Origin of the sequence: Thiohalobacter thiocyanaticus (genome assembly GCF_002356355.1) — a bacterium.
In the GTDB taxonomy this organism is placed as follows: Bacteria; Pseudomonadota; Gammaproteobacteria; order Thiohalobacterales; family Thiohalobacteraceae; genus Thiohalobacter; species Thiohalobacter thiocyanaticus_A.
On sequence record NZ_AP018052.1, the window covers coordinates 199,548 to 222,431 of the forward strand.

The 22,884-nt window shown below is 57.9% G+C and carries 18 protein-coding genes; 14 read left to right on the forward strand and 4 right to left on the reverse strand.

The annotated features are described in order from the left end of the window. Window positions 1-53: 53 nt before the first annotated feature. From gyrB to dnaA, 4 genes are all read right to left on the reverse strand, one after another. The gene (gyrB, locus tag CFK21_RS00940; protein WP_096363837.1) at window positions 54-2,474 is read right to left on the reverse strand and encodes a DNA topoisomerase (ATP-hydrolyzing) subunit B; all 2,421 of its coding nucleotides are present in this window, start codon (window positions 2,472-2,474) and stop codon (window positions 54-56) included. Window positions 2,475-2,543: 69 nt separating this feature from the next. Further along, on the reverse strand, window positions 2,544-3,623 hold the full coding sequence (gene recF / locus CFK21_RS00945; protein WP_096363839.1) for a DNA replication/repair protein RecF: 1,080 nt from the start codon (window positions 3,621-3,623) through the stop codon (window positions 2,544-2,546). Between the two features lie 31 nt (window positions 3,624-3,654). Continuing rightward, window positions 3,655-4,755, reverse strand: coding sequence for a DNA polymerase III subunit beta (gene dnaN / locus CFK21_RS00950; RefSeq protein WP_096363841.1), 1,101 nt, complete (start codon window positions 4,753-4,755; stop codon window positions 3,655-3,657). Between the two features lie 217 nt (window positions 4,756-4,972). Further along, window positions 4,973-6,328, reverse strand: coding sequence for a chromosomal replication initiator protein DnaA (gene dnaA, locus CFK21_RS00955; protein WP_369801225.1), 1,356 nt, complete (start codon window positions 6,326-6,328; stop codon window positions 4,973-4,975). 221 nt (window positions 6,329-6,549) lie between these two features. Between dnaA and rpmH the strand changes: the two genes are divergently transcribed. The 14 genes from rpmH (at window position 6,550) to CFK21_RS01020 (ending at window position 22,780) form a co-directional block, all read left to right on the forward strand. Then, window positions 6,550-6,684 (forward strand): 50S ribosomal protein L34, encoded by a 135-nt coding sequence (gene rpmH, locus CFK21_RS00960; protein ID WP_096363845.1) that lies wholly within the window; start codon window positions 6,550-6,552, stop codon window positions 6,682-6,684. 17 nt (window positions 6,685-6,701) lie between these two features. Continuing rightward, the gene (gene rnpA, locus CFK21_RS00965; protein ID WP_096363847.1) at window positions 6,702-7,070 is read left to right on the forward strand and encodes a ribonuclease P protein component; all 369 of its coding nucleotides are present in this window, start codon (window positions 6,702-6,704) and stop codon (window positions 7,068-7,070) included. Then, window positions 7,052-7,297, forward strand: coding sequence for a membrane protein insertion efficiency factor YidD (gene yidD, locus CFK21_RS00970; RefSeq protein WP_369801275.1), 246 nt, complete (start codon window positions 7,052-7,054; stop codon window positions 7,295-7,297). The genes rnpA and yidD overlap by 19 nt, the downstream gene beginning before the upstream one ends. Then, entirely contained in the window at window positions 7,290-8,927 is a 1,638-nt protein-coding gene (gene yidC, locus CFK21_RS00975; protein ID WP_096363851.1) for a membrane protein insertase YidC, read from the forward strand. Before yidD ends, yidC begins: the two co-directional genes overlap by 8 nt. 185 nt (window positions 8,928-9,112) lie before the next feature. Next, window positions 9,113-10,450: a tRNA uridine-5-carboxymethylaminomethyl(34) synthesis GTPase MnmE gene (mnmE, locus tag CFK21_RS00980; protein WP_096363853.1), complete on the forward strand. Its 1,338-nt coding sequence runs from the start codon at window positions 9,113-9,115 to the stop codon at window positions 10,448-10,450. Window positions 10,451-10,751: 301 nt separating this feature from the next. Further along, window positions 10,752-11,969 (forward strand): tyrosine-type recombinase/integrase, encoded by a 1,218-nt coding sequence (locus CFK21_RS00985; RefSeq protein ID WP_096363855.1) that lies wholly within the window; start codon window positions 10,752-10,754, stop codon window positions 11,967-11,969. A 20-nt stretch (window positions 11,970-11,989) separates the two neighbouring features. After that, window positions 11,990-12,592 (forward strand): hypothetical protein, encoded by a 603-nt coding sequence (locus tag CFK21_RS15035; protein WP_157745212.1) that lies wholly within the window; start codon window positions 11,990-11,992, stop codon window positions 12,590-12,592. Between the two features lie 114 nt (window positions 12,593-12,706). Beyond that, window positions 12,707-12,901 (forward strand): helix-turn-helix transcriptional regulator, encoded by a 195-nt coding sequence (locus CFK21_RS00990; protein ID WP_096363857.1) that lies wholly within the window; start codon window positions 12,707-12,709, stop codon window positions 12,899-12,901. Window positions 12,902-12,911: 10 nt separating this feature from the next. Further along, entirely contained in the window at window positions 12,912-13,304 is a 393-nt protein-coding gene (locus tag CFK21_RS00995; protein WP_096363859.1) for a hypothetical protein, read from the forward strand. A 182-nt stretch (window positions 13,305-13,486) separates the two neighbouring features. Continuing rightward, window positions 13,487-14,071: a hypothetical protein gene (locus CFK21_RS01000; RefSeq protein WP_096363861.1), complete on the forward strand. Its 585-nt coding sequence runs from the start codon at window positions 13,487-13,489 to the stop codon at window positions 14,069-14,071. Window positions 14,072-14,353: 282 nt separating this feature from the next. Further along, window positions 14,354-16,318, forward strand: coding sequence for a type I restriction-modification system subunit M (locus CFK21_RS01005; protein ID WP_096363863.1), 1,965 nt, complete (start codon window positions 14,354-14,356; stop codon window positions 16,316-16,318). Then, entirely contained in the window at window positions 16,318-17,664 is a 1,347-nt protein-coding gene (locus CFK21_RS01010) for a restriction endonuclease subunit S (protein ID WP_096363865.1), read from the forward strand. Before CFK21_RS01005 ends, CFK21_RS01010 begins: the two co-directional genes overlap by 1 nt. Before the next feature lie 99 nt (window positions 17,665-17,763). After that, window positions 17,764-19,443, forward strand: coding sequence for an RNA-binding domain-containing protein (locus tag CFK21_RS01015; RefSeq protein WP_096367431.1), 1,680 nt, complete (start codon window positions 17,764-17,766; stop codon window positions 19,441-19,443). A 160-nt stretch (window positions 19,444-19,603) separates the two neighbouring features. Then, window positions 19,604-22,780 carry a type I restriction endonuclease subunit R gene (locus tag CFK21_RS01020; protein WP_096363867.1) on the forward strand — a complete coding sequence of 1,059 codons (3,177 nt, stop codon included), beginning with the start codon at window positions 19,604-19,606 and terminating at the stop codon, window positions 22,778-22,780. Window positions 22,781-22,884: the final 104 nt, after the last annotated feature.

Sequence of the window (22,884 nt, forward strand, 5' to 3'; positions counted from 1 at the left end):
GCAAAATTCGCGATCTTCCTCAATCTTTCGTTAACTATTCCTAAATTCGACGATCACACATCCAGGTTGTTTGCCGCCAGCGCGTTCGACTCGATGAAGTCGCGCCGCGGCTCCACCTGGTCGCCCATCAGGGTGGTGAAGATCTGATCGGCGGCCACCGCATCCTCGATCTGTACCTGTAGCATACGCCGGGTATCCGGATTCATGGTGGTCTCCCACAGCTGCTCCGGATTCATCTCGCCCAGTCCCTTGTAGCGCTGGATCTGCTGGCCGCGCTTGGCCTGCTCCATCATCCAGGTCACCGCCTCCTTGAAACTGGTCACCGGCTGCTGGCGCTCGCCACGGCGGATATAGGCCGTGTCGCTGAGCAGGCCATCGAGTTGCTGACCCAGGGCGCGCATGCGCTCGTACTCGGCCGTGGCGAAGAAATCCGAGGCCAGGCGCTGCTCGCTGGCGACAATGCCGTGGGTGAGCTTGACCATGGTGGCGACGAAGGCGCCCTGCTCGACCGTGTCATCCAGGGTGATCTCGAAGCGCTGGCCGGCCGGCATGACGGCATTGGTGCGGTCCTGCAGCTCGCGGAACCAGTCGCGCATGGCCGGGATGTCGTGCAGCTTCACCTCGTCGATCGGCGGCATATAGATGATGCGTTCCAGCAGCAGGCTGTCATAGTGACGCGACAGGCGCTTGATGGCGTTCATCACCCCCAGGTAACCGGAGGCCAGCACCTCCAGCGCCTCGCCGGTGATCGGCGGTGCCTCGGTGCTCACATGCAGCTGGGTGCCGTCCAGGGCCGACTGCAGCAGGTACTGATTGAGCGCTGGATCATCTTTAACGTATTGTTCTTGCTTGCCTTTTTTGATCTTGTACAGGGGTGGCTGAGCGATGTAGACATGGCCGCGCTCGATCAGCTCCGGCATCTGGCGGTAGAAGAAGGTCAGCAGCAGGGTGCGGATATGGGAGCCGTCGACATCGGCGTCGGTCATGATGATGATGCTGTGATAACGCAGCTTGTCCGGGTTGAATTCCTCCCGGCCGATGCCGCAACCGAGTGCAGTGATCAGGGTGCCGACTTCGGCCGAGGACAGCATCTTGTCGAAGCGCGCCTTCTCCACGTTCAGGATCTTGCCCTTGAGCGGCAGGATGGCCTGGTTGCGACGGTCACGGCCCTGCTTGGCCGAGCCGCCGGCGGAATCGCCCTCCACCAGGTAGAGCTCGGACAGGGCCGGGTCGCGCTCCTGGCAGTCGGCCAGCTTGCCCGGCAGTCCGGCGACATCCAGTGCACCCTTGCGGCGGGTCATGTCACGCGCCTTGCGCGCGGCCTCGCGGGCCCGGGCTGCCTCGACGATCTTGGCGGTGATGGCCTTGGCCTCGTTGGGATGTTCCAGCAGGTAATTGTTCAACTGCTCCGCCATGGCGGATTCGACCACCCCCTTGACCTCGCTGGACACCAGCTTGTCCTTGGTCTGGGAGGAGAATTTCGGATCCGGCACCTTCACTGAAAGCACCGCGGTCAGGCCCTCGCGGGCATCGTCTCCGGTCGGCGTGACCTTGGCCTTTCGGGTGATGGCTTCAGCTTCGAGGTAGTGGTTCAGTGTGCGGGTCAGCGCGGCGCGAAAGCCGGCCAGGTGGGTGCCGCCATCGCGCTGGGGAATGTTGTTGGTGAAGCAGAAGATGTTCTCCTGGTAGGAGTCATTCCACTGGAAGGCGGCCTCGACCCAGATGCCGTCACGCTCGGTATTGAAGTAGCACACGGTCGGGTGCAGCGGGGTCTTGTTGCGGTTCAGGTGCTCGACAAAGGCGCGAATGCCCCCCTGGTACTCGAAAACATCGGATTTCTCGGTGCGTTCGTCGCGCAGGCTGATGCGCACCCCGGAATTGAGAAACGACAACTCTCTCAGACGCTTGGACAGGATGTCGTAATGGTATTCAGTGTCCGTGAAGATCTCGCGGCTGGGCTTGAAGCGGATCTCGGTGCCGGTTTTGTCAGTGTCGCCGATCTCGGCCAGCGGTGCGACCGGCTCCCCCAGGCGGAATTCCTGGTGCCATACCTTGCCGTCACGGTGGATGGTGAGTTTGAGGTATTCGGACAGGGCATTGACGACCGAAACACCCACGCCATGCAGCCCGCCCGACACTTTATAGGAGTTGTCGTCGAACTTGCCGCCGGCATGCAGCACGGTCATGATCACTTCGGCGGCGGAGCGGCCCTCCTCCGGATGCAGATCCACCGGGATACCGCGGCCATCATCGGAAATGGTGACCGATTCATCGCTATGGATAGTGACCTGAACCTCGCGAGCATGCCCGGCCAGCGCCTCGTCGATGGAGTTATCCACCACCTCGAACACCATGTGGTGCAGGCCGGTGCCATCGTCGGTGTCGCCGATGTACATACCCGGGCGCTTGCGCACGGCGTCCAGGCCGCGCAGCACCTTGATGTTCGAGGAATCGTAGGTGGTTTTATCCGTCATGACCCCATCCTTCTATCGCAATGGCCCAGTATACCATTTCCTGGGCGCCGCTGTGTTCCACGTGGAACCTCAGCGGATCTCAGCGAGCCGCCCCTGTTCCACGTGGAACATTCTGGCATCCATCCCCGGGCTCGAGGGAATGGCGTCCGCGTCTGTGGTGGTGATATACAACTGGGACTGCAACGCCAGCAGCCGCTCCAGCACCCGCTGGCGGTGTCCCATATCCAGTTCGGCCGGCAGATCATCGATCAGAAACAGGCAGGGTTGGCGGTTTTTTTCCATCATCAACTCGGCCTGGGCCAGGAGCAGGGCGGAAACCAGCTGCTTCTGCTGACCGCGCGAGATCCGCTCGATGGCGGGTACTCCGTCCAGCAATGGCAACAGATCGGCCCGGTGCGGTCCGGCCTGGGTGAAGCCGCGCCGCAAATCGGAATCCAGCCGGGCATCCAGCGTTGCCGCCAGACCCGCCTCTTCCGGCCAGCCTGGCTGATAGCGGAAATCGAGCCCGGGCAGATCGACCAGGGATGCCAGGTTGCTACGAACATAGGGCAGGAGTTCGCTGATGTATTCATTGCGCAGGCTGTGCAGAACCTCGGCAGCCTGCACCAGCGCCGGTGTCCAGGCCGCGATGTCACGTCGGCTGCGGCCTGTGCGCAGTGCAGCGTTGCGCTGCTTGAGGGCCTTAGCATAACGCTGCCAGGCGGAATAGAAACCCGGTTCCACGTGGAACACGCCCCAGTCCAGGAATCGGCGGCGATAACGGGGCCCGCCCTCGAGAATCAGGTGGCTGTCGGGATTGAGCAGCTGAATCGGCAACGCCCGGGCCAACTCGGCCAGCTGGCGGACCGGCTGCCCCCCCAGACGCAGGGTCTGGCCATCCGGGCCGCGTTCAATACCCAGCGTGCGTTCGCCTGTATCCGGATCAGCCAGCCGGGCAATCAACCGAAAGTGAGTTTCACCGCCCTGAATCAGTTGATCGAGCTTGCGGGTACGGAAGGAACGGACCCGGCCGAGATAGAAAATCGCCTCCAGCAGACTGGTCTTGCCGGAGCCATTGGCACCGACAATCAGGTTGAAGCGCGGCGACAACTCCAGTTCAGCAGCGGTGATATTCCGGAAATGACTGAGGCTTAACCGGGTCAGCGGCATGAATCGGGAGCACAGACAGGCACCGTTGCGGCTACAGCCGCATCGGCATGACCACGTAGCGGTTCGGCCCGCCCTGGGGATCGTCGATCAGGCAACTGCTGTTGGCGTCGCTGAGCAGGATACGGACCTCCTCGCCCGGCAACGCTGACAGGGCATCCAACAGGTAGGTCACATTGAAACCGATTTCCAGCGGATCGGCGCTGTAGTTGATCTCCAGTTCCTCCTCGGCCTCCTCCTGTTCCGGGTTGTGCGCCTGAATACGCAGGCTGTTGTTGTCCAGGCTGAGCCGGATACCGCGGTATTTCTCGTTGGACAGGATGGAAGTCCGGGTGAGCGCCTGGCGCAGACCGGTAGTCGCGGCAGTGATGACCTTGTCACCGCCCTTGGGCATAACCCGCTCGTAGTCCGGAAAGCGGCCATCGATCAGCTTGGAGGTGACCTGCAACTCAGGCGTGTTGATGCGGATATGGTTGGCACCGAGCGCCACGGTGACTTCGGCATCGGAACTTTCCAGCGAGCGGAGCAGTTCCTGTACCCCCTTGCGCGGGACAATGATCTGGGTCTTTTCCCCCACCCCGGTTTCGACCGCCACTTCGGACATCGCCAGGCGGTGCCCGTCCGTGGCGACGGCGCGCAGGGCATCGGTATCGACCTCCAGCATCAGGCCGTTGAGGTAGTAGCGCACATCCTGCTGGGCCATGGCGAAATGGGTGCGCTCGATAATCTCCTTCAACGCCTTTTCCGGCAGGGTGAAGGACAGGGCCGTCTTCATCTCCTCGATCACCGGGAAGTCGCCGGCAGGCAGGGTCGAGAGGGTGAAACGGCTGCGGCCGGACTTCACCAGGGCCCGTTCCTGCTCGATGCTGATCTCCAGGGTGCTGCCTTCGGGCAGGGCCCGGCAGATATCGAACAGCTTGCGCGCCGGCAGGGTAACCTCTCCACCTGCGTCAACGGCCTGCTCGACCGTGGCGACCAGTTCGACCTCCAGGTCAGTGGCGGTCAGGGTGAGGCCCTGGCCGCTGGACTGGATCAGGACATTGCCCAGGACCGGCAGTGTCTGGCGGCGTTCGACCACACCGATGATCTGCTGCAGTGGCTTGAGGAGGTTCTCGCGCTGAATGCTGAATTTCATCTGTACCTGTCCTGACTAGAAATAGTATTGAATAAATATTTACCCTGTTGTTACTCTTAGTGCGCCCTTGTGCTGTGGATAACAGTGAAATAATGTTTTATTTCAATATCTTGTTATTAGCCACAACCGGGCGGACAACCCCTCGGGAGCCTGTGTGCGGATTGTGGATAAGTCTGTGAGTGCCGGGAACCGGAAAAGGCCGCACATCTTATCCACATCATGTGGTCAGGGTCCTCAACAGGTTGTAATAGTCCTCCTTGATCCGGATATCGGTGTCGCGCAACTCCGCCACCTTGCGGCAGGCATGCAGCACGGTGGTGTGGTCGCGGCCGCCGAAGGAGTCGCCGATCTCCGGCAGGGAGTGGCTGGTGAGTTCCTTGGCCAGGGCCATGGCGACCTGCCGGGGGCGGGCGATGGAGCGGCTGCGCCGCGCCGAGAGCAGATCCGCCACCCGGATCTTATAGTATTCGGCCACGGTTTTCTGAATATTTTCAATCGATACCAGCTTGTCCTGCAAGGCCAGCAGGTCGCGCAGCGCCTCCTTGACGAAATCGAGGGTGACCGCCCGCCCGGTGAAGCGGGCACTGGCCGCAACGCGCCGCAGCGCCCCTTCCAGTTCGCGGATATTGGACTTGATGCGCTTGGCGATGAAGAAGGCGACCTCGTCGGGCATTTCCACCTGGGCCTGGGCGGCTTTGGCCATCAGGATGGCCACCCGGGTCTCCAGTTCCGGCGGTTCGATGGCCACGGTGAGGCCCCAGCCGAAACGTGATTTCAGGCGCTCCTCCAGTCCGTCGACCTCCTTGGGATAGCGGTCGCAGGTCAGGATGATCTGCTGCTGGCTTTCCAGCAAGGCATTGAAAGTATGGAAGAATTCTTCCTGGGAGCGCTCCTTGCCGGCGAAGAACTGGATGTCATCGATCAGCAGTGCGTCCACCGAACGGTAATAGCGTTTGAACTCGTTGATGGCGTTGTGCTGCAACGCCTTGACCATGTCGGCGACGAAGCGCTCGGAGTGCAGGTAGACCACCCGGGCGTTGGGCTTGCCCTGCAGGATCAGGTTGCCCACAGCATGCATCAGATGGGTCTTGCCCAGCCCCACACCGCCATAGATGAACAGTGGATTGTAGGCGCCGCCGGGGTTCTCGCCGATCTGCATGGAGGCGGCCTTGGCCAGCTGATTGGACTTGCCCTCGACAAAGGTCTCGAAGGTGAAGCTGGCGTTGAGCGTGTGGTTGGTGGGCGCCTGGGCCGGCTGCTCGCGATTGGCCGCACGGGTGAATCGGGCCGCTTCACGCGGCTTGTCCGCCGCAGGGGCGACCTTGCGGGTGCCGACCTCGAGCCGGACCCGGGTCGGTTGTTCCGGGGTCAGCCCGGTCAGGGTGTCCTGGATCAGCCCCAGGTAGTGCTCGCGCACCCAGTCCAGCACAAAGCGGTTGGGTGCCAGCAGCCGCAGGTTGCCTTCCGGGTGGGATTCGGCGTGCAGCGGTCGGATCCAGGTGTTGAACGGCTGTTCCGGGATCTCCTCCTCGAGGCGATCCAGGCACTGTTTCCACAAATGGGTATCCAACACGGGCTCCTTCGGAGGCACAGTTCCGAGTTCTGGTCCGCACGGGACCGGGTCGTTTCGTTGTGGGAAAAGGCCACGAGTCTAACCCCGATTTCACGAGTTATCCACACCCGTTTGCAGGCGTATGGAAGTTGACAGTATCGCAGCGGCGCCGGTAGTATTGCGCGTTCTCTGCAGGGGCCCCTAAGGCCCGGATCCATTAAGCCTTTACTCGAGTCAACGCCATGAAGCGAACCTTTCAGCCCAGTAACCTGAAGCGCAAGCGCACCCACGGCTTCCGCGCCCGCATGAGCACCAAGAACGGCCGCCGTGTTCTCAAGGCACGCCGCGCCAAGGGTCGAGCCCGGCTGAGCGTCTGAGCACGCCCGCGAGTGCATTGGCGCGGACCCCGCACGGCTTTCCGCGCCCGGCGCGGCTGACCCGACCCAGCGAGTTCCGGCGGGTCTTCGCCCACCCCCGCCGCTCCAGCGATCGTTATCTCACCGTGCTGGCCGCCCCGAACGATCTGGGCCATCCCCGGCTTGGACTGGCCATCTCGCGCAAGGTCTCGCCACGGGCGGTCGAGCGCAATCGGATCAAGCGTCTGATACGTGAACGCTTCCGTCATCTGCAGGCCGAGTTGGGCAATCTGGACTTCGTGGTCATCGGTCGTCACGGTCTGAGCCAGGTGCCGGCGGCACAGCTCAACGAGATCCTGGAACGGCATTGGAAACGACTCAGCAGACAATCTGGCAACGCATCCTGATCGGTCTGATCGGGGTCTATCGCTATTGTCTCAGCCCGCTGCTCGGTCAGCATTGCCGGTTTCATCCCACCTGTTCCTGTTACGCCCAGACGGCCGTGGCACGTCACGGCGTGCTGCGCGGCAGCTGGTTGACCCTGAGGCGGCTGGGCCGCTGCCACCCCTGGCATCCGGGCGGAATCGACCCGGTGCCCGAGCCTCCCCACCCGGTAGAAAACAAACATGGATAATCAGCGTCTGATCCTGTTCATCGCCCTGAGCTTCGTGGTGCTCCTGTTGTGGGAGGCCTGGCAGCGCGACTATGCCCCCGAGCCGGTCCCGGTCGAAACCCGTGCCGAGAGTGCCGCCGGCGCCGAGTCCACTCCGGCCGCGGACGTCCCCGACGCCCTGCCGCAGACCGGCATGACCGCCGAGGCCGAACCGACCCCGGACCCCGGGAGCAGGCGCGTCCGCGTGGTCACCGATGTCCTGGATATCGAGATCGACACCCGCGGCGGCGATCTGGTCGGCGCTGCCCTGCTCGATTATCCGATCGATGCCGACAAGCCCGACATCCCGGTGCGCCTGCTGCACGAGCGGCCCAGTGACATCTTCGTGGTCCAGTCCGGCCTGCGCACACCGGACAGCACCGAACCGACGCATCACGTGACCTTCAGCAGTGCGCGCGACGAGTGGCGCCTGCAGCCGGGACAGGACGAGCTCACCGTCGAACTCACCTGGACCAGTCCGGAAGGCATTGAGGTGATCAAGCGTTACCGCTTCACCCGCGGCGACTACCTGGTCGAACTGGAGCAGCAGGTCAGCAACACCACCGGCAAACCCTGGCGCGGACGCCAGTATCGCCAGCTGCAGCGCAGCGAAGTCAGCGGTCAGGGCCAGGCCTTCATCTATACCTACACCGGTGGTGTGATCTACAGCCCGGAAGAGAAATACGAGAAGTACGACTTCGGGGACATGCGCGACACCCCGCTGGCACGCGATATCAGCGGCGGCTGGGCCGCCATGATCCAGCACTACTTCCTGGCGGCCTGGCTGCCCGCGCCGGGAGAAACGAATCACTATTACAGCAAGGCGCTGTCCGACAATCGCTACGTGCTGGGGCTGGCCGCCCCGGCCGTGAGCGTGCCACCGGGCGGGGAACACACCTTCAGCAGCCGGCTGTTCGTCGGCCCGAAGCTGCAGGACCGGCTCAAGGAGATCGCCCCCGGGCTGGAACTGACTGCCGACTACGGCATGCTCACCATTCTGGCCAAGCCCATCTTCTGGCTGCTGGAGAAGATCCACGACCTGGTCGGCAACTGGGGCTGGTCGATCATCATCCTGACCCTGCTGATCAAGCTGCTGTTCTACAAGCCCTCGGAGATGAGCTACAAGTCCATGGCGCAGATGCGCAAGCTCGCCCCGCGGCTGAAGACGCTCAAGGAACGCTACGGCGACGACAAGCAGAAGCTCAATCAGGCCATGATGGAGCTGTACAAGACCGAGAAGATCAACCCGCTGGGCGGCTGCCTGCCCATCCTGATCCAGATCCCGGTCTTCATCGCCCTGTACTGGGTGCTGCTGGAAAGCGTGGAACTGCGCCAGGCCGACTTCGCCCTGTGGCTGAACGACCTGTCGTCGAAGGATCCGTACTACATCCTGCCGCTGATCATGGGTGCGACCATGTTCATCCAGCAGAAGCTCAACCCGGCCCCGCTGGACCCGATCCAGGCCAAGGTGATGATGATCCTGCCGGTGGTGTTTACCGTCTTCTTCGCCTTCTTCCCCTCCGGTCTGGTGCTGTACTGGGTGACCAACAACGTGCTCTCCATCGCCCAGCAGTGGGTCATCACCCGCCGCATCGAGCAGGGCGGGAAGTGACGGGTTCTAGAGCCAAGAGCGAAAAGCGCCACGGACTACACGGAAAGCACGGAAACTATTCATGCTCTCATTGCCAGCGCTGCGCGCCATGGCAATGAGAACATAAGAGTTACAATAATCTTTTGTCCGTGCTTTCTGTGTAGTCCGTGGCTATTATCTTTCAGAGACTGTAGCCACCAGCCACCATGAACGACACTATCGCCGCCATCGCCACCCCCGCCGGGCGCGGCGGCGTCGGCATCGTGCGCATGTCCGGACCGGATGTCCCCAGGATCGCCACTGACTGGCTAGGAAAATTGCCCGAACCCCGCCGTGCCGGCCTGCACAGCTTCCGCGCCGGTGATGGCAGCGCCATCGATCAGGGCATCGCCCTCTATTTCCCCGCCCCGCACTCCTTCACCGGCGAGCATGTGCTGGAACTGCACGGCCACGGCGGCCCGGTGGTGATGGACCTGCTGCTTGCACGCGCGCTGGAACTGGGTGCGCGCCTGGCCCGGCCCGGCGAGTTCTCCGAGCGCGCCTTTCTCAACGACAAGCTGGACCTGGCCCAGGCCGAGGCCATCGCCGACCTGATTGATTCCGCCACGGCCACGGCCGCGCGCGCCGCCGTGCGTTCGCTGGAGGGCGAGTTTTCCAACCGGATCCACGCACTGGTGGAAGGCCTGACCCAGCTGCGCATGTATGTCGAGGCCGCCATCGACTTTCCCGAGGAGGAGATCGATTTCCTGGCCGACGCCGGGATCGCCACCCGCTTGCAGCGGCTCACTGAACAGTTCGATGAACTGCAGGCCGGGGCCCGCCAGGGCCGGCTGCTGCGCGAGGGCATGCGTCTGGTCATCGCCGGCCGACCCAACGCCGGCAAGTCCAGTCTGCTCAATGCCCTGGCCGGGCGCGAGTCGGCCATCGTCACCCCCATCGCCGGCACCACCCGCGACGTCCTGCGCGAGCACATCCAGATCGACGGCATGCCGCTGCACGTGATTGACACCGCCGGCCTGCGCGAGACCGTCGACATGGTGGAACAGGAAGGCGTGCGCCGCGCCTGGCGCGAGATCGAACAGGCCGACCGCCTGCTGCTGGTGATCGACTCGCGCGAAGGATTTACGGAAGAAGACCAGGCGATTCTCGACCGCCTGCCACACGCCCTGCCGCACACGCTGGTCTGGAACAAGATCGATCTCACCGACGATGCGCCCGGGTTGGATGCACAAAGGCATGAAGTCCGACTCTCCGCCAGCACCGGCGCCGGTCTGGAGCCGCTGCGCGAACATCTCAAGGCCTGCATGGGCTACGTCAATGAGGAGGCCGGCGGCTTCATCGCCCGACGCCGCCACCTGGAGGCCATCGACCGTGCCCGCCGGCACTTGGAGCAGGGCCGCGAGGCACTGGAGGTGCAGCGGGCGGGCGAACTGATGGCCGAGGAACTGCGCCTGGCCCAGACCGCTCTGGGGGAGATTACCGGCGAGTTCACCAGCGACGACCTGCTGGGACGGATCTTCACCAGCTTCTGTATCGGTAAATGACATCACTTCCCAGGTTGTTCCACAGCATCCGCCGCATCTATATATATAACTGTTTCTTATAGTTTTATAGTCCAACCTGTTCCAGCAAGATACAGCTGAATCCTACGATTATTGTTCCCAGGTCTGTTCCCATGTATGGTTTTATCATGCTTACTCATGGGAACAAACTGACGTAGTTGGGAACACATTGTTCCCATAAATGCGTACCAATCATGGGAACAGTATCTGGTCCAGCTCGGATATATTCCTAAATTTCAATTATCTGAATAATCCCTTCAGGGAACAGACAGAGGGCGGTGAAATGGCTTTGACCGATACAAAACTCCGGAATCTGAAGCCTAAACAAAAGCCCCACTCCTTTTCTGATGGTGGTGGGTTATTCATTGAGGTCATGCCCAGTGGTAAACGGATATGGCGACTTCGCTATCGCTTGAAAGGTCGTCAAGAAAAGGTGACGCTCGGCGAATATCCCTATTTCAGCCTGGGTGACGCCAGAAAATGGCGCGAAGAGTGCCGGGCCCTGGTGGCCAAGGGTGAAAGCCCGATGCGGGCTAATCGCGAGGCCAAAGCAGCCGAGAAGGAGCCGGATACGATCGAGGCCTTCTCTAAGATCTGGTTGCGTGACGTGGTGGAAAAGACGACGTCCGAACCCAGGAATGTAAAACGGGTGGTCAATAAGGACATCATCCCGGCCCTTGGCAACAAGCGCCTCTCGGAAGTCTCTGTGACCGATGTCCTCGCGATCACAGACAAAATCAAAGCTCGAGGAGCCGACCAGTCCGCCCTGCTCACTCGGAACGTGCTGAAGCGGCTGTTTGCCTATGCCATTGCCCGCCAGAAGGCCACGTACAATCCGGCTGCGGCCGTTGAGGCGCGTTTCATCGCTCAAGCCAAAAGCCGGGATGTGTCACTGAGCTCGGATGAGGTGGGCAAGCTTCTGAGGGCGATTTACACATCCAATATGAGACGCTCCCATAAACTGGGACTCCACCTGCTGATCCTTTGCATGGTCCGGAAATCTGAACTGACTGAGGCAAAGTGGGAGGAGATTGATTTTGATAAGGCGGAGTGGTGCATTCCCGCTGATCGTATGAAAAAGGAAAAGCCGCATATTGTGTACCTGTCGCGCCAGGCCCTTGCGATGTTTGATGAGCTGAAGGCATTGTCGAGTACTTCCCCCTATATCATGCCGAGTCGGGGGAGCCTCCAACGGCCTATATCCAAATCAACCTTAAACACCGCGATCCGTGCGTTGGATTTGGAAATACGTGATTTTGTTATCCATGATTTTCGCCGGACAGCCTCTACCCACTTGCATGAAGCCGGCTTCAATACCGACTGGATTGAAAAGGCACTGGCGCATGAACAGAAAGGCGTTCGGGGAATATATAACCGGGCTGAATATTCCGAGCAACGGCGTGAGATGATGCAGTGGTGGACTGATTTCGTGGATGCCCAAATCGAGGAAGGCCGAAAAGTCATTATCGGCCAGTTCGGTAAGGAATACCGAGCTTCGTAATACATCGGGAGATATTTGTCTTGCCAACGCCCTGGTTTCCAACTGGAATCGCTGACTATGAAGCAGTAGAGCTATCCCGTGAGGACAAGGAAAGGCTCGGTCTGGAAATCAGCGCCAAGGGACAAGAGCTGAAAGACGCAGATGAATTTCATTCATTAATCGAACATGCCTTGATGAGCTACAAGGCAATGAGCAGTCTTCGTGATGAAAGCAGACCCAGCGAGGTCAGGAAGAACTTCAAGAAATCACTCGATTCTGCCCTGCTCCTCAATGACCGTCTCAATGAAATGGATGCGAATTCGCGATTAATCCTGAGCCGGAAAATCTCTGGGGGAATAACAACCCTTCACAGACACCTGGGCAAGATCATATCGGCTCTTTCAGAAGGCAGCCATGCGGCTGATGAATTTCCCAAGGGACGATTGACTGATTACGCCAGACTGGAATTAGCTAGGGTTGTAATTAAGGCATTGAAATCACAAGGCATCGAGCCTACTACCACAAAGGAAGGACTTTTCAGTAATGTTCTGGCAATTGTTCTCGAGATGGCCACAGGCAAGCCTGTAAGCGCGGTCCATGCCCTGGCTGCAGAGGCAATCCGCACATATCGTTCTGATTCATAATCCAAAGCCCAATTAATCAATCCATCGGACGGCCCATATATTTGGGTTACGGGACAATACACGTGCCATCAAACTGCTTCGCGTTGGTTCAACAACAGCCCAAGAGGTTTGAACATGGCGAATGCAATACTGAGGCTTCCAATAGTCAAGGCACGAACCGGTCTGTCCCGTAGTACGATCTACCTCCGGATCAGTGAGGGTACCTTCCCTAAGCCAATCAGCCTGGGAGCCAGGGCGGTCGGTTGGCTGGAAAGCGAGATTGAGGACTGGCTGGCCCAGCAGGTCAAGCAAAGCCGGGAATCCGACTGAGTACGCTTGCATGGCCTACGACCGCCGAAAGCACAAGGGAAGAGGCAAGAGCCCGCCGTTCACCAGGCTGCCGCACTATTTGATCGGCAGTGAACAGTTCACTCGCCTATCACCCAAGGCGGTCAAGCTTCTGGTTGATCTGTGCTATCAGTATCGAGGCTCAAACAACGGCGATCTTTGTGCAGCCTGGGCAATAATGCAGAAGCGTGGCTGGCTCTCCAGAGACACCCTCTTCAAGGCACTCAGAGAGTTGATAGATACCGGTTTCATTGTAGTTTCAAGGCAGGGCGGAAAGAACAAGGCATCGCTCTATGCCCTGACATGGGAAGGCATAGACGAATGCGATGGAAAATTAGACATCGCCCCGAGGCAGACGCCTCTAAATAACTGGAAAAGTCCTTGACACGGAATGCGTGTCAAATTGACACGGATGCAGGGTCAAAGGCCAATATAGAAGCTGGTCCGTTGACACGCATGGCGTACCAGTCTGACCAGTATCGGGAAAATATTTGACACGAATACCGTGTCCCTTTCTAGATATCTACCATGTGGGTATTACCGGTGGGGTGATCACGGGGAAGCGGCATGATCGATAACGTCCATATCGAACTCACGGCCTACCATGAGGCTGCCCACGCTATCGTGGCCCTCTACCATGGTTATGCGGTTACAGAGGTGGCGGTCTCGCTTGAGGCGCCTGGGAATGGGGTGATGATGTATCAACCCAGGTTGAAACGGGAACTCTCTGATCCAAGGTCTGGCAATATCCGGGCGGCCTGGCTGGAGACATTGAAGAAGTACGAGGGCGAGATTCGCATTCTGCTTGCAGGCCCCCTGTCGGAAGCGAAACTGCTGAATACCCCACTGCGCTCACTTGGAGCAAGATCGGACCTGCTGACTGCCCAGAGTTTCCACCTGCGGCTGCAGGACATACAGATTGAGATGTCCCGATATACCACTCTCCCCAAGCCGCTTCCGGCCCGGCACCTGGACAAGCTCCGGAGAGAGACGCGTGCCCTTCTTGGGCGACCAAGAATGTGGGAGATGGTGTGCGCCCTGGCGAGTGAACTGAAAGATATTGATTGCCTCAATGCGGATGAAATAGCGGCGATTCTTCAGCAGATCCCGGATCGGTACGGGCAGCTGGGGTTGGACGACTTATTCAAGTAAAGTCAAACAGTAAAAACATCATATTTATATTTTATAAACAATACTTTACGTATGTATCCTGCATATTAAATCTTGATTTCAATCAAAATTGTGCAGCCGTCTTTCTGGCTAGGGAAATAGCCTTCCAGATATGTCAGACTGGTAAAGTAATGTTCCTTTTACTGAAATTGACGATGTGACAGATCGTGACGGATTCATTGATGCCAGATGGGCTATTCCACCATAATTTTCCTAGCTAAGCTGCTAGAAAAGAACAACAAAATTCTAATTTACTAATACGCCATGACCGAGAACTTCTCCTCCACCGCCGCTTTCATCTGGTCCGTCGCAGACCTGCTCCGGGGCGACTTCAAGCAGTCCCAGTACGGCCGCATCATTCTGCCGTTCACCCTGCTGCGCCGCCTGGAGTGCGTCCTGGCACCGAGCAAGGCCAAGGTGCTCAAGGAGTACGACAAGCGCAAGGAGTCGGGCCTGGCGATAGATGGCTTCCTGAAGAAGGCCGCCGGGTTGCCCTTCTACAACACCTCGCCCATGGACCTGTCCGCCCTGGGCGAGACCCAGATCCTGGACAACCTGGACACCTACATCCGCAGCTTCAGCTCGGAGGCGCGGGACATCTTCGAGCACTTCGGCTTCTTCGGCTTCCTGGAGAAGCTGGACGAGGCCAACCTGCTCTACCTGGTCGTGCAGAAGTTCGCCACCATGGACCTCAGCCCCAAGACCCTCAACAACTACCACATGGGCCTGGTGTTCGAGGAGCTGATCCGCCGCTTCGCGGAATCCTCCAACGAAACCGCCGGAGAGCACTTCACCCCTCGGGATATCGTCCGCTTGACCACGGCCCTGCTGTTCACCACCCAGCAGGAGAAGATCGCCCCTGGCAAGATCGTCACCGTCTACGACCCCACGGCCGGGACCGGCGGCTTCCTGTCCGAGGGGGAGGAGTACATCCACTCCATCTCCGAGCAGGCCCGTGTCACTGTTTTCGGACAGGAGCTCAATCCCGAGTCCTACGCCATCTGCAAGGGTGACATGCTGGTCAAGGGCCACGAGATCCAGAACATCAAGCTGGGTAACACCCTGTCCGACGACCAGCTCACCGGGCAGCCATTCGACTTCATGCTCTCCAATCCGCCCTTCGGCGTGGACTGGAAGAAGGTGCAGAAGCAGGTCCAGGCCGAGCACAAGAACAAGGGCTTCGCCGGGCGCTTCGGCCCGGGCCTGCCCCGTGTCTCCGACGGCTCCCTACTGTTCCTGATGCATCTGATGAGCAAGATGCGCGATCCCAAGGAAGGCGGCTCCCGCATCGGCATCATCCTCAACGGCTCGCCGCTGTTCACTGGCGGGGCCGGTTCCGGCGAGTCTGAGATCCGGCGCTACATCTTGGAGCACGACCTGCTGGAGGCCATTGTCGCCCTGCCCACGGATATGTTCTACAACACCGGCATCGCCACCTATGTGTGGATCCTGTCCAACAACAAGATCCCGGAGCGCCGGGGCAAGGTCCAGCTCATCAACGCCACGGATATGGGCGAGAAGATGCGCAAATCGCTGGGCTCCAAGCGCAAGTACCTCACCGAGGACAGCATCGACGCCATCGTCAAACAATACGGCGACTTCAAGCCCAGCGAGACCTGCAAGATCTTCAAGACGACCGATTTCGGCTACCGCCGTATCACCGTCGAGCGCCCACTCCAGCTTGCATTCTACCCCAAGGACGAGATCCGGCTGGCCGCCTTACAGGCCGACAAGGGCTGGGCCAAACTGGATGCGTCGCTGCAACAGGCCATCCTGGATGCATTGGCCCGATTCGAGGAGGAGAAGGTCCTCTCGCGGACCACGTTCAAGAAGTGGCTCAAGGTCCACATGGACGACGAGAAGCTGCCTGCACCCGCCTTCAAGCTGTTGCAGAAGCATCTGGGCGAGCACGATGAGGAAGCCGAGCTCTGCAAGGCCAAGGGCCAGGCCGAGCCCGATCCGGAGCTGCGGGATTATGAGAATGTGCCGCTGAGCGAGAATATCCGGGACTACTTCCAACGCGAAGTGCTTCCGCATGTGCCCAATGCCTGGATTGATGAGACCAAGAAAGATGAGCGGGATGGGCAGGTCGGTATTGTCGGCTACGAAATCCCCTTCAATCGGCATTTCTACAAGTATGTGCCGCCGCGCCCGCTGGAGGAGATCGACGCGGACCTGGATAAGGTGAGTCAGGAGATCATGGGCTTGCTTTCAGAGGTGCATGCCTGATGGCTGGATACCAACGCTACCCGGATTATAAAGAATCGGATATCGACTGGATTGGCGATATTCCGTCACATTGGGATACACGTCGGGCGAAGTTTCTATTTCGACGCATGCAACGTCCTCTCAGAGAGAGCGATGGAGTTGTTACTGCGTTTCGCGACGGCGAGGTAACGCTTCGGGCAAATAGAAGAACCGAAGGCTTTACAAATTCAGTCAAAGAAATTGGATACCAGGGCGTAAGGATAGGCGACTTGGTCGTTCATGCTATGGATGGTTTTGCCGGAGCAATAGGTGTCTCAGACTCTGATGGAAAATGTTCCCCGGTGTATTCGATCTGCACACCTGTAAATCTACCAAAAGTAAATACAAAATATTACGGGTTCCTGCTTCGAAACATGGCAATCACAGGATTTGTAACTGCCTTGGCAAAGGGGGTAAGAGAAAGGTCTACAGAATTCCGATATGCAGAATTCAAGGAGATTGATCTTCCATTTCCACCGAAAAATGAACAAGACATCATCATAGACTTTCTCAACCACGAAACCGCCAAAATCGACCGACTCATCGCCAAACAGGAGCGGCTGATCGAGCTGCTCAAGGAAAAGCGCCAGGCGGTGATCTCCCATGCCGTCACCAAGGGCCTCAATCCCGATGTGCCGATGAAGGGCTCCGCTGTGGAGTGGCTGGGTGAAGTGCCGGCACATTGGGTTTGTAAGAGCTTCCGATATGCGACTCAAATTTTCCGCGGAAAATTTGGCCACAGACCCAGAAACGACCCTGAGTTCTATGATGGTAAATATCCGTTTATTCAAACAGGTGATATCGCACGAGCAACAAAAAATATTACGGAATACAAGCAAACACTAAATGAGAAAGGAATGTCTGTTAGCCAGATATTTCCTGCTGGCACACTCGTAATGGCTATCGCGGCCAATATCGGCGACACGGCGATACTAGGGTTTGAGGCATATGCGCCAGATAGTGTCGTAGGATTCAAACCAAAGTCTGATGTGATGCTTGAATTTTTGAGATACAGCTTGATGGGCGCATTACCTGCTTTACAGCAGACATCGACACAGAGCGCACAAGCGAATCTAAATGTAGATCGTATTGGGTCGGTAGTGGCGGCGTTTCCACCTCTAGAAGAGCAGACGGAAATCATCCAATATCTAGATTCGCTTCTTAATCGGTATGAGGTGCTCGAAAATAAGGCAAAAGATGGTATTGCATTGATGCAGGAACACCGCATTGCCCTGATTTCAGCCGCCGTTACCGGAAAGATTGATGTGCGGGGCTGGCTGAAACCTGATACCGAGCAACAAGAAACAACAGAAGCAGCTACTGCCTAGGAAAAGTGGAAAAGGACAAAGAACACATCTTCCAAAAAGCCATCGTCGATGACCACAGCGCCGACCATCGACTGGAAGTTGTGGTGGAATAACGGACTTATGACTGAAGCTGAACTAAAAGCGTACTTGTCAAGACTCTATCCTATTGAGAACGAGTCGTGCGAGTGGAAGGAGTTCAAGTCACTGAAGCACGCAATTACGGGCAATAAGGGCAATGATGTGGCTTCTTATGTCTCGGCGTTGGCTAATATGGAAGGCGGGCACCTTGTTCTCGGGGTACAGGATGGCAGCCTAGATCTGATCGGTATCCAGAATTTCCATAGCTACACTCCTGATAACCTGCCGCCGAGGCTTTTGGGTAAATGCAGTAATCTCGATTCCGAGGGTTTGAAAGTGGAAGCATTTCAGACCACCGATTCAGATAAGATAATTTGGATCATTCATGTGCCCAAACATAAGCCCCGTTTGCCTGTATATGCGCACGATCAAGCCTGGCAGCGGGTGGGGGACAACCTAGTACCGCTTAGACCGGAACGTCGGGATTCGATTCTTGCTGAATCCATTACGTTTGTGGACTGGAGTTCAGAGGTTATCCCCGATGCGACGCTCGATGATCTGGATGAGGACGCTATTCGCGTTGCGAGAGAGAAGTTCGGCGATAAACATCAGAAAAGCAGATTTGCTGAAGGTGTCGATGATTGGGATGATGCTACTTTTCTCGATAAGGCCAAGATCACAATTAACGGGAAGATCACGCGCACGGCGCTCCTTCTGCTGGGCAAGCAGGAGTCATCTCATTATCTATTGCCGAATCCTGCGCAGATTACCTGGAAGCTGGACACTGAGGAAACAGCCTACGAACATTTCGGTCCTCCTTTCCTGCTGGCAGGAACCGAACTGCTGCAGCGCATCCGTAACATTACCTACAAAATCTTTCCTGACAATGAATTACTAGCCACGGAGGTCAGAAAATACGAGACTCGGGTGATCCTGGAGGCACTGCACAATTGTATTGCGCACCAAGATTATGTGCGAAACGAACGTATTCTTGTGACGGAGAAAACCGACAGGCTTATCTTCGATAATGGAGGTGGATTCTTCGATGGTAAGCCGGAGGATTATTTCACTGGTGAGACGACGCCTAGGCGCTATCGCAACCCTTGGCTGACGCATGCGATGGTGAGTCTGAATATGATAGATACGATGGGCCACGGTATCCATTCCATGATTCTGTCGCAGAGAAAACGCTATTTCCCCCTCCCTGACTATCACCACTCCACGAAAGACCATGTGTCCCTGGAGATTTATGGGCAGGTCATAGATGAAAATTACACCAAGCTGTTGCTGGAGCGAAGTGATTTGGATTTGACTACTGTGATTCTTCTCGATCAGGTGCAGAAACACCAGCCGATAACTGCGGAAGCGGCTAGTCGGTTACGAAGAGATGGGCTCATTGAAGGGCGCAAGCCTAATTACTATGTCGCGGCTCGTATCGCGGCCGCGACTGGAAGCGAAGCGCACTATATCCGCCACCGGGGTTTGGAGAAGGCGAAACTTAAGGAATTTGTCATCGAGCATATTAGGAAGATTGGACCTTCTACACGAGACCAGTTGGAGCATTTACTGTTTCCGATGCTCCCAGAGGGGCTGGATGACGCCCAAAAACGGAACAAGGTTATCAACCTGCTGACTGAGATGAGGAAGGATCGCGTGGTGAGCTGTCGCCGAGAAGGAAACAAGTATTTCTGGGCTCTGACCGATCAGCCATTGGATAAATGATGCGGGCGTTTAGTTTTGGGCCAATTTAAAAGGCATTAAAAGCCTTTTAAACGCCAAAAACGCGTAACTTATTGATTAATGGTATGTAAAGTCTTTTATTAAGACGCTGTTGCCGTGTTATTCGTATGCGTTAAATGGCGGATAAAACACTAGAGTATTTATGGATAAGGCCAAAGAACTCGTCTTTCAGCAAGCCATCGTCGATGATCTGACTGCCGATGGGTGGCTGGAAGGCAATCCCAATGCCTATGACCGCGAACTGGCTCTCTACCCTGAAGATCTCCTGGCCTGGCTCCACGACACCCAGCCCGAAGCCGTCACCAAACTCACCAAGTTCTACCACGACAAAACCGATCAGATGCTCCTCAAGCGGGCCGCCGAGCAGATGGACAAGCACGGCTCACTACATGTGTTGCGCCACGGCTTCAAGGACCGGGGCGCGAAGATCCGCCACTGCCAGTTCAGGCCCGACCACGGCCTCAATCCCGATACGCTGGCTCGCTACGGTGCCAACCGCCTGCGGGTGGTGCAGGAGGTCTCCTACTCGCCCCATGCCAAGGAGGGCTATAACCCCCGCCTGGATCTGGTGCTGTTCGTCAACGGCATCCCGGTCGCCACCCTGGAGCTGAAATCCGAGTTCAAGCAGTCGGTGGACAATGCCAAGCGTCAGTACCGCAGGGATCGGCCGCCCAGGGCTCCCAAATCCAACAAGGTCGAGCCGCTGCTGGCCTTCAAGCGCCGTGCCCTGGTCCACTTCGCTGTGGGCCTGGAAGAGGTCTGGATGACCACCAAACTGGAGGGCGAGGATACCTTCTTCCTGCCCTTCAACCGGGGATATGACGGCGGAGCGGGCAATCCCCCCAACCCAGAGGGCTACGCCACCGACTACCTGTGGAAGCAGGTCTTTCAGCGCGATGCCTGGCTGGATATCCTCGGCCGCATCGTCCACCTCCAGCGCGAGGAGAAGGAGGACTGGCAGGGCAAACGCTACACCAAGGAGACGCTAATCTTCCCTCGCTTCCACCAGTGGGATGCTGTCAACAAGCTGGTCGCCACGGCCCGCCACGAAGGGCCGGGCCACAAGTACCTGATCCAGCACAGCGCCGGTTCCGGTAAGTCCAACTCCATCGCCTGGACCGCCCACCGGCTAGCCTCCCTGCACGACGAACAGGACCAGCGGGTGTTCGACTCGGTCATCGTCATCACCGACCGCACCGTGCTGGATGACCAGCTCCAGGAGACCATCTACCAGTTCGAGCATGCCGAGGGCGTGGTCCGCCGGATCAGCCGCGAGGAGGGCGAGGGCAGCAAATCCGCCCAGCTGGCCGAGGCCCTGGCCGAACAGAGCCGGATCATCATCGTCACCATCCAGACCTTCCCCTTCGTGCTGGAGGCCATCCAGCAGCAGACCGCCCTGAAGGAGCGCCGCTTCGCCGTGATCGCCGACGAGGCCCATTCCTCCCAGACCGGCGCCACCGCCCGCAAGGTCCGCGAGGTGCTGATGGCCGAGCAGCTGGAGGAGGACGCCGAGATCACCGGCGAGGACGTGCTGGACGCCACCCTGGCCGCCCGCAGCCAGGCCACCAATATCAGCTACCTGGCCTTCACCGCCACCCCCAAGGCCAAGACCCTGGAGCTGTTCGGCCGCCCACCTGACCCCACGCGCCCGGTGGCAGGAGACAACCTGCCCGAAGCCTTCCATGTCTACACCATGCAGCAGGCCATCGAGGAAGGCTTCATCCTGGACGTGCTCCGGCGCTACACCACCTACCAGATGGCCTTCAAGCTGGAACAGGCCCAGGGCAGCCCCGACGAGGAGGTGGACAAGGGCAAGGCCGCCAACCGGATCTACCGCTGGGTCAAGCTGCACCCCTGGAACATCGAACAGAAGGTGGCCGTGATCGTGGATCACTTCCGCAAGCACGTCGGGCACCTGCTCAACGGCCAGGCCAAGGCCATGGTCGTTACCGACTCCCGTAAGGCCGCTGTGCGCTACAAGCTGGCCCTGGACAAGTACGTGACCGAGCAGGGCTACACCGATGTTCACGCCCTGGTCGCCTTCTCCGGCGACGTGGAGGACTCGGACAGTGGCCCCGAGCCTTTCAATGAGCGCAACATGAACCCCAGCGCCAAAGGGCAGGACCTGCGTGACGCTTTCGATACCGACACCTACCAGGTCATGATCGTCGCCAACAAGTTCCAGACCGGCTTCGACCAGCCCAAGCTCTGCGCCATGTACGTCGATAAGAAGCTGAGTGGGGTAGACTGCGTCCAGACCCTGTCCCGGCTGAACCGGACCTACCCCGGCAAGGAGGAGCCCTTCGTGCTGGATTTCGTGAACAAGCCCGAGGATGTCCTGGAAGCCTTCCGACCCTATTATCGGACCGCCGAGCTGGAAAGCGTCTCCGACCCCAACCTGGTCTACGACCTCCAGCATAAGCTGGACGAGGCCCACATCTACCAATGGCAGGAGGTGCGTGCTTTTGCCGACGCCTTCTTCGATCCCAAACAGACCCAGGACAAGTTCAGCTACCATACTCGTCCTGCGGTGGATCGGTTCAAGGATCGATACAAGACTGCCATCCAAGCCATAAAAGCCTCTCAGAAGGCGGAGCGTGAGGCTGAGAAGTCGGGCGATACCGTCGAGTTGACGAATGCCAGAAAGGACCTGAAGGCTGCTGGAGAGGTGAAGGATGCCCTAGATTTATTTAAGAAGAATCTGGGTTCATTCGTCCGCTTCTACGAGTTTATGTCCCAGATCGTGGACTACGACGATCGCGAGCTGGAGCAATTCTCAGTCTATGCGCGGCATCTACGGCCCCTCCTTCGCGAGGAGCGTCTGGATGAAGACATTGATATAACGAGTCTACAGCTCAGCCATTATCGTCTGAAGAAGATTGCTGAACAAGAGCTTAAGATCCAAGAACAGGAGGAAGGTGAGTATAAACTGAAGGGCATTGATGGATTGGGATCGGGTGCCGTGCGTGATCCCGAAAAAGAACGATTGTCCAGAATAATAAAACGGCTCAATGAATTATTTGCAGGTGAAAACCTGTCGGATAATGACCGGATTCATTACATGAATACTATCAAGAACCGGGTGATGGAGAATACCACCGTTGTCCAGCAGCTGGAAAATAATACGGCTGATCAGGTTATGCTTGGCGACTATCCGAATGCAGTAGAGGATGCTGTCATGGAAAGCCTTCAGACCCATAGTGATATGGCTGGTCAGCTTCTCCAGAATAACAGCGTGTCAATTGCATTTGCGCGATTACTGTTGGAAGTAATTCTGAAAGAAAAAAACGATCCTAAGTTAACCGTTCTTGGATATTGACATAGGCATCTGAGATTACTAAATTACTATAAATCAAAAAGTTAATTAGGCGAAATCTATTTGGGATTTGAATTATCTGCTGTCCAAATATAAGGGATATTCAT